Source organism: Roseateles sp. P5_E1 (assembly GCF_054049335.1).
In genome coordinates, this window is sequence record NZ_JBFUMN010000103.1 from 1 (window position 1) to 7,376 (window position 7,376).

Here is a 7,376-nt window from a genome sequence, read left to right on the forward strand (position 1 = left end):
GATCGCGGCCAGGCCGGCGCGCATCACCATCGCCAACCGCTCAGTGGGCAAGGCCCAGGCCTTGGTGGCCAGCCATGCCGACCTGGGCGTCCCCCTTGCCGCGGTCACCTTGGCGGAGGCCCCCGCTGCGCAAGACATCGTCGTCAACGCCACCAGCACCAGCCTCGCCGGCGCGTCCTCGCCGGTCGATGCCCGCGTGCTGGCCCGCGGCGCGCTGGCGCTGGACATGATGTACGGCCCCAAGGCGCAAGGTTTTCTGGACTGGGCCGCCGCCCACGGCGCCGAGCCGCGCGATGGCCTGGGCATGCTTGTCGAGCAGGCGGCCGAGGCCTTCTTCTTCTGGCGCGGCGTGCGGCCGGACACGGCGCCGGTGCTGAAAGCGCTGAGATCCGAGCTGAGGGCCGCGCTGTGATCCGCCACATCGGCCGACTCGTCGCTGTGCTGGCCCTGGCCGTCATTTGCCTGCAGCTCTGGTTTGCCGGCCGGATCGCGCTGATGAACGTCCTCGCACCGCAGTCCACCAGCTTCCAGCGCAGCGAGGCCGTGCGCCTGTTGAAGGAAAAACAGCAGGTCGCCTGGAGCCAGCAGTGGGTGAACGACGCCCAACTGGCCACCACGCTCAAGCGCGCCGTCATAGCCAGCGAGGACGACGGCTTCGCCCAGCACGGCGGCGTGGACTGGGAGGCCCTCAAGGGCGCCTGGAAGAAGAACGAGAAGGCACAGGCCCGCGTGGAAGCTCGCGGCAAAGGTGTGGCCAAGGTCATCGGCGGCTCGACGATCACCCAGCAGCTGGCCAAGAACCTGTTCCTTTCCGGCGAGCGCACGCTGTTGCGCAAGGGGCAGGAGCTGATCCTCACGTTGATGCTGGAAGGCCTGCTGAGCAAGCAGCGCATCCTGGAGATCTACCTGAACAGTGTCGAATGGGGGGAAGGCCTGTTCGGTGCCCAGGCCGCGGCGCGGCATTACTTCCGCACGGATGCGTCACGCCTGGGCGCCTTCGAGGCCGCGCGGCTGGCGGTGATGCTGCCGGCGCCCAAGCGCTTCGAGCGCCAGCCGGGCTCGGCCTATGTCATGGGCCGGGCCGGCCTCATCGTCGGCCGCATGAACAGCGCCCAAACGCCATGACCACCCCCACGCTCGCTTCGCTCACTGCCCCCCGAGGGGGCGCGTCAGTGCTTCGGACGGCCGTGCGCCACTGACATGAGCGACTTCACCGAAGAAATCGCCGCTGCCGCCGCCCGCCTCATCGTCGACGAGGGCATGGACTGGGGCCCGGCCAAGCAGCGCGCCGCCCGCGACCTGGGTGCGCCGCGCGCCGCCTTGCCCGGCAACGACGAGGTCGAGGACGCCGTGCGCGAGCACATCGCCATCTTCCATGCCGACACTCAGCCGGCCGAGTTGCGGGCCCTGCGCGAGCTGGCCGCGCAGTGGATGGCGCGCCTGGCCGAGTTCCGCCCGCACCTGACTGGCGCCGTCTGGCGCGGCACGGCGACACGGCTGTCCAATGTTCACCTGCAGCTGTATTGCGACGACAGCAAGGCGGCCGAGATCGCGTTGCTGGATCGCGGCATCAACTTCGACGTGGCCGAAACGACAGCCGGCCGTGGCCGGCAGGTCGACATGCTCATCCTGGATGCACCTTGCGCCACCCTGGGCGAGCGGGTGACGCTGTGCCTGACCATCCTGGACTTCGACGACCTGCGCGGCGCCCTCAAGCCCGACGCGCGCGGCATGACCGAGCGCGGCGACCTGGCCGCGCTGCAAAACCTCCTGGAGGCCGCCGAATGACGCCCATCAACCGCCGCCTGATCCTGACCGGCGCCGGCGTCGGGGCCGCAGCCCTGGGCGCCGCCTTCGCCTGGCGCAAGCTGAACCCACCGGTGGCTTCCGTCGTCGCCCAAGCATTCTGGGCGCGACGCTTCCCTGCCCTGGACGGTAGCGACCTGGACGTCGCCCGCTGGCGCGGCCAGCCCCTGCTGGTCAACTTCTGGGCCACCTGGTGCCCGCCTTGCGTCAAGGAACTGCCGGAGATCAACCAGTTCTACAAGGAAGCCAAGGGCAAGGGCTGGCAGGTCCTTGGCCTGGCGGTGGATCAGGCCGAGCCGGTCAAGGCCTTCCTGCAGAAGACGCCGCTGGACTTCGCAGTCGCGCTGGCCGGGCCGGAAGGCCTGGGGCTGGTGCGGGAACTGGGCAATCCGGCCGGCGGCCTGCCCTTTTCCGTCGTTTTCGACGAGACCGGCGAGATCAGTTGGCGGCGTCTGGGCGTGAGCCGCCTGGAAGAACTGCGCCAATTGGCCCGAAGCTGACGCGCCCCCGAGAATTTCCCTATCCAGCAGGAAATCGGGTCCAAAACGCGTAAAGTTCGCCCTTCCTCAATTTAGTGGCGACTCTCTAGACCTTCGGGCAGGCGCGCCGCCACATGTTTGATGCAAGTTCTCGTCCTGCATGGCCCCAACCTCAACCTGCTCGGCGCCCGCGAGCCCGAGGTCTACGGCGCGCAGACTCTCGCGCAGATCGATGCCGAACTCGGCAAGATCGCCACGGATGCCGGCGCCACGCTGAACAGCTTCCAGAGCAACCACGAAGGCGCTCTGGTCGACCGCATCCAGGCCGCGCGCACCGACGGCACGCGCTTCATCATCATCAATCCGGCCGCCTACACCCACACCAGTGTCGCCATCCGTGACGCGCTGGCGGCTGTCGCCCTGCCCTTCATCGAAGTTCATTTGTCCAACATCCACCGCCGCGAAGCCTTCCGCCACCACAGCTATATGAGTGAGCTGGCGGTGGGCGTCATCTGCGGCCTCGGCGCCAACGGCTACCGCCTTGCGCTGCGCCACGCCCTCGAATCGTTGGAAGCTGGCGCCTGACCTCCGGTCTCGCGCCGTCTTTTCCCTTCCCCCACAACAACAACACCGCCTGGAGCCAAGATGGACCTTCGCAAGCTCAAAACCCTGATCGACCTGGTCTCGGAATCCAATATTTCCGAACTGGAAATCACCGAGGCCGACGGCAAGGTCCGCATCGTCAAGGCTGACCCGGCCGCCGCCGTGGCCATGCAGCCGGTCTACGCCGCCGCTCCCGTCGCCCATGCACCGGCCCAGGTCGCCATGCCCGCCGCCGCAGCGGCCCCGGCCGCCGCGCCGGTCGAGACCGGCCATATCGTCAAGTCGCCGATGGTCGGCACCTTCTACCGTGCGTCCAGCCCCAACGCCAAGCCGTTTGCCGACGTTGGCCAGCAGGTCAAGGAAGGCGAAGCCATCTGCATCATCGAAGCGATGAAGATCATGAATGAGATCGAAGCCGACAAGAGCGGCACGATCACCAAGGTCATGTGCGAGAACGGTCAGGCCGTAGAGTTCGGACAACCGCTGTTCGTGATCGAGTGAGGCCACTCGATGTTTAAGAAGGTCCTTATTGCGAATCGCGGAGAGATCGCTCTGCGCATTCAACGAGCGTGCCGAGAACTCGGCATCAAGTCCGTCGTCGTCTATTCAGAAGCCGATCGCGACGCCAAATATGTGCGCCTCGCCGACGAGGCCGTCTGCATTGGCCCGGCGCCCTCGGCCCAGAGCTACCTCAGCATGCCGGCCATCATTGCGACGGCCGAGGTGACGGACGCTGAAGCCATCCACCCCGGGTACGGCTTCCTCAGCGAGAACGCCGACTTCGCCGAGCGCGTCGAGCGCAGCGGCTTTACCTTCATCGGCCCGACGCCTGAGTCCATCCGCCTGATGGGAGACAAGGTCTCGGCCAAGCAGGCCATGATCCGCGCCGGCGTGCCCTGCGTGCCCGGCTCCGAAGGCGCCCTGCCCGAGGACCCGAAGGAGATCATCAAGATCGCCCGATCGGTGGGCTACCCCGTCATCATCAAGGCGGCCGGCGGCGGCGGCGGGCGCGGCATGCGCGTCGTGCACACCGAAGCGGCCCTGGTGCACGCGGTGCAGACGACACGCGCCGAAGCGGGTGCGGCCTTCGGCAACCCCGAGGTCTACATGGAGAAGTTCCTGGAGAACCCRCGCCATGTGGAGATCCAGATCCTCGCTGACACCTTCAAGAACGCCGTCTGGCTGGGTGAGCGCGACTGCTCCATGCAGCGCCGCCACCAAAAGATCATCGAGGAAGCGCCGGCACCCGGCATCCCGCGTCGMAACATCGAAAAGGTGGGCGACCGCTGCGCGGCGGCCTGCAAGAAGATGGGCTACCGCGGYGCCGGYACSTTCGAGTTCCTSTACGARAACGGCSRSTTCTAYTTCATCGAGATGAACACSCGCRTCCAGGTGGAGCAYCCGGTCACCGAGATGGTCACCGGCATCGACMTCGTGCAGCAGCAGATCAAGATCGCAGCCGGCGAGAAGCTGCCGTTCACGCAGCGCCAGATCGAGATGCGCGGCCACGCSATCGAATGCCGCATCAACGCCGAAGACCCGGTCAAGTTCGTGCCCTCGCCCGGCCGCATCACGATGTGGCACGCGCCGGGCGGCCCCGGCGTGCGCGTGGACTCGCATGCCTACACGAACTACTTCGTGCCGCCCAACTACGACTCCATGATCGGCAAGATCATCGTCCACGGCGACACGCGTGAGCAGGCCCTGGCGCGCATGCGCATCGCGCTGAGCGAGAYGGTCGTCGAAGGCATCCAGACCAACATCCCGCTGCACCGCGAGCTGATGGCCGACGCCAAGTTCATCGAAGGCGGCACATCCATCCATTACCTTGAAGGCTGGATGGCTGCCCACAAGCGATGAGCAACCTCTTCGAGTTGGCGCTGGTCTGCCACGAGGCCGACGTCGAGATCGTCAGCGATGCGCTGATGGAGATCGACGCTCTCGCGGTCTCGGTGGAGGATGCCGACGCAGACACCGAGGCTGAGCACGCCTTGTTCGGCGAACCCGGCATGCCAGCGCCCGCAGCCGGTTGGGAGCGCTCGGTCGTCAAGGCCCTCTTTCCCACCGAGCCCGAGGCCACCGAGGCGGCGACGCTGATCCTGGCCCAGGATTGGGCGTCTGACGTGCATGTGCAGGCGATCCAGGCCGTGCCCGAGCAGGACTGGGTGCGCCTGACGCAAAGCCAGTTCGCGCCGGTCGAGATCACGCCCGAGTTCTGGATCGTGCCGAGCTGGCACGAGGCACCGCCGCAGGCCCAACGCGTCATGCGCCTGGACCCCGGGCTGGCCTTCGGTACAGGCACGCATCCAACGACGCGCATGTGCCTGCGCTGGATCGCGACCCATTCCCAGCCCTGGATTCGCGTGCTGGACTATGGCTGTGGCTCCGGCATCCTTGCCATTGGCGCGGCCCTGCACGGCGCGCGTGACATCGACGCCGTCGACATTGACCCGGCTGCCGTCACTTCGTCGCGCGACAACGCGGCGGCCAATGGCGTCACACTGAAACCCGGCCTGCCGGAGCTGGCCCAGGGCGAGTACCCGCTGGTCATGGCCAACATCCTGGCCACACCGCTGAAGCTGCTCGCACCACTGCTCTGCGCCCATGTCGCGCCCGGCGGCAACCTGATCCTGGCTGGCATCCTGAGCCGCCAGGCTGAGGAACTGAAGGCCGCCTACGCGCCGTGGCTGGCGCTTGAAGTCAGCGATGAAGAGGATGGCTGGATCCTGATGACGGCCCAGCGAGCGGCATGAGCACCGCACGGCCGCCCGAAGGTGCTCATTCCCGCTTGGCGGGAGTGAGCCCGGACTTGAGACGCCCTGAGGGCATCTCATGCCTGGCGAACGCCTGGCCGCTCCGTCGGCCAGGCAAGCGCGCAGCGCGAAGGGTGCACCCGTGAGCCTCGCAACGCGCTGCACGGCCTGCGGAACGATCTTCAGGATCGTCGAGGACCAGTTGCGCGTCTCCGATGGCTGGGTGCGCTGTGGCCGTTGCGCGGAGATCTTCGACGCCCGCGAACTGCTGTTCGACATCGAGCGGGACGCTCCACCGCCCTGGCCGCCACAGTACGCGCCGGCCACCGTGGTGCCGGAGCCCGAGCCCCTGCCCCTGCCTCCACCTCCACCACCTCCGCCCCCGGTCTACACACCGCCAGCGGACTGGATGCCGCCCCCCGAACCCGAGCCCCGTGCCGAGGCCTTGCCTACCGGCTGGCCCTCCGAGTACGGTCGGCAGGAAGCCAGGCCCGAGCCTCATTGGGTGGGTGACGACCGTGCCAGCGAGCCGGTTGCCGCCCCCCCGCCCATGGTGGCGCGTGATGCCGGGCCGGAACCGTCGATGGCCGAGATGGCTCCCATCACGGCCGAGCCGGCGGAGCGGCCGGGCAAGCCCGCAAAGGTCGCCAAAGCCGCCAAGCCGCAGAAGCCCGGCAAGGCCGAGGCGCCCGGCAGACTCGTGCCCGAGTTCATGCGCAAGGCCGAGAACACCGCTCGCTGGAATCGCCCTGCCGTGCGTGTGGCCCTCGGCGTCGCATCCCTCTTGCTTGCCGCATTGCTGGCCCTGCAGGTGACGCTGCACTTTCGCGACGCCATTGCCGCCCTGCACCCGCCCCTGCGCGAGCCATTGAAGGCGCTGTGCAGCGCCGCCGGCTGCGAGGTCAAACCGTGGCGGCGCATCGAGGCGCTCAGCATCGAATCGACGGCGCTCAGCCCGGTGGGCGCCGGCAGCTACAAGCTCAATCTCGCGCTGCGCAACAAGACCAGCGTGGACGTCGCCGCGCCTTGGGTGGAATTGAGCTTGACCGATGCCAGCGGCGCGGCTTTCTCCCGCCGCGTGCTCGGTCCCGAAACCCTGACCCCGGTGCTGACGCAGGTCAATGCCGATTCTGAACAGGCCTTGAGCCTGGTGTTCGGAACGGGTGGCCAGAAGGTCAGCGGCTACAGCGTCAACATCTTCTACCCCTGAGAGCGTCGACTCCGACTGCCCATCAACGGCCACCCCGCACCGCGTCATGGCCTCGTTGCCGTCCCAATGGGAAAGGCGCAGAGCCCATGCGAGTCCCTGAGACTTGAGCGCTTCGACCAACGTCGGACGTCAGGCCGGAACACGCTGGCGTGCTGCGGGGAGAGAGGCAAGGGGTCTACGCCCGGAATTGACTTTAGGCCGGCAGGTTCGCGGTCCCTGTAGGACCATGCCGCATCGCCCGGACAAGCCGTTAGCAGATGCATCCCGGCCCTGCGAAAAGGACGGCGGAAATCGGCATAGGGGGCTCCCATCATAGGAAGCACCCCTGCCACACCACCTGGCATGCGGGTCCGCACCAGGCGGTTCGAGAGTTTGAGGTCAGGAGAGGCGGGGCAGGCGCCATCGGTCGAACCAGGTGATGGTGAGCACGTTGTTGAGCGCCCTTGCGCTGTTGCGCCACCAGCAGCGGCTGTTGGCCGCCACACGTCGAGCAACAGCAGGCGTGGCTCCCAGTGTCAGTAGCTC

Annotated in this window: 8 protein-coding genes and 2 pseudogenes; 9 read left to right on the forward strand and 1 reads right to left on the reverse strand. The window is 67.5% G+C overall.

Going from position 1 to position 7,376, the window contains the following annotated elements; genetic code table 11:
• The 9 genes and pseudogenes from aroE to ACXJKJ_RS29790 form a co-directional block, all read left to right on the forward strand.
• Positions 1-412: pseudogene (gene aroE / locus ACXJKJ_RS29750) on the forward strand (shikimate dehydrogenase); the annotation flags it as partial.
• On the forward strand, positions 412-1,125 hold the full coding sequence (gene mtgA, locus ACXJKJ_RS29755; protein WP_056203666.1) for a monofunctional biosynthetic peptidoglycan transglycosylase: 714 nt from the start codon (positions 412-414) through the stop codon (positions 1,123-1,125). The pseudogene aroE and the gene mtgA, both read left to right, overlap by 1 nt.
• A 75-nt stretch (positions 1,126-1,200) precedes the next feature.
• Positions 1,201-1,788, forward strand: coding sequence for a hypothetical protein (locus ACXJKJ_RS29760; protein ID WP_457354333.1), 588 nt, complete (start codon positions 1,201-1,203; stop codon positions 1,786-1,788).
• Positions 1,785-2,306 carry a TlpA disulfide reductase family protein gene (locus ACXJKJ_RS29765; protein ID WP_457354335.1) on the forward strand — a complete coding sequence of 174 codons (522 nt, stop codon included), beginning with the start codon at positions 1,785-1,787 and terminating at the stop codon, positions 2,304-2,306. Before ACXJKJ_RS29760 ends, ACXJKJ_RS29765 begins: the two co-directional genes overlap by 4 nt.
• A 117-nt stretch (positions 2,307-2,423) precedes the next feature.
• Positions 2,424-2,870, forward strand: coding sequence for a type II 3-dehydroquinate dehydratase (gene aroQ / locus ACXJKJ_RS29770; protein ID WP_457394870.1), 447 nt, complete (start codon positions 2,424-2,426; stop codon positions 2,868-2,870).
• Positions 2,871-2,930: 60 nt separating this feature from the next.
• Positions 2,931-3,389: an acetyl-CoA carboxylase biotin carboxyl carrier protein gene (accB, locus tag ACXJKJ_RS29775; RefSeq protein WP_056203557.1), complete on the forward strand. Its 459-nt coding sequence runs from the start codon at positions 2,931-2,933 to the stop codon at positions 3,387-3,389.
• Between the two features lie 9 nt (positions 3,390-3,398).
• Entirely contained in the window at positions 3,399-4,748 is a 1,350-nt protein-coding gene (gene accC, locus ACXJKJ_RS29780; RefSeq protein ID WP_457394873.1) for an acetyl-CoA carboxylase biotin carboxylase subunit, read from the forward strand.
• Positions 4,745-5,641 (forward strand): 50S ribosomal protein L11 methyltransferase, encoded by an 897-nt coding sequence (prmA, locus tag ACXJKJ_RS29785; protein WP_457394875.1) that lies wholly within the window; start codon positions 4,745-4,747, stop codon positions 5,639-5,641. The genes accC and prmA overlap by 4 nt, the downstream gene beginning before the upstream one ends.
• A gap of 142 nt (positions 5,642-5,783) precedes the next feature.
• A complete protein-coding gene (locus ACXJKJ_RS29790) occupies positions 5,784-6,851 on the forward strand; it encodes a zinc-ribbon and DUF3426 domain-containing protein (RefSeq protein WP_457394878.1) in 1,068 nt (355 codons plus the stop codon).
• A 378-nt stretch (positions 6,852-7,229) separates the two neighbouring features.
• Here the strand turns inward: ACXJKJ_RS29790 and ACXJKJ_RS29795 are convergent.
• Positions 7,230-7,376: pseudogene (locus ACXJKJ_RS29795) on the reverse strand (group II intron reverse transcriptase/maturase); the annotation flags it as partial.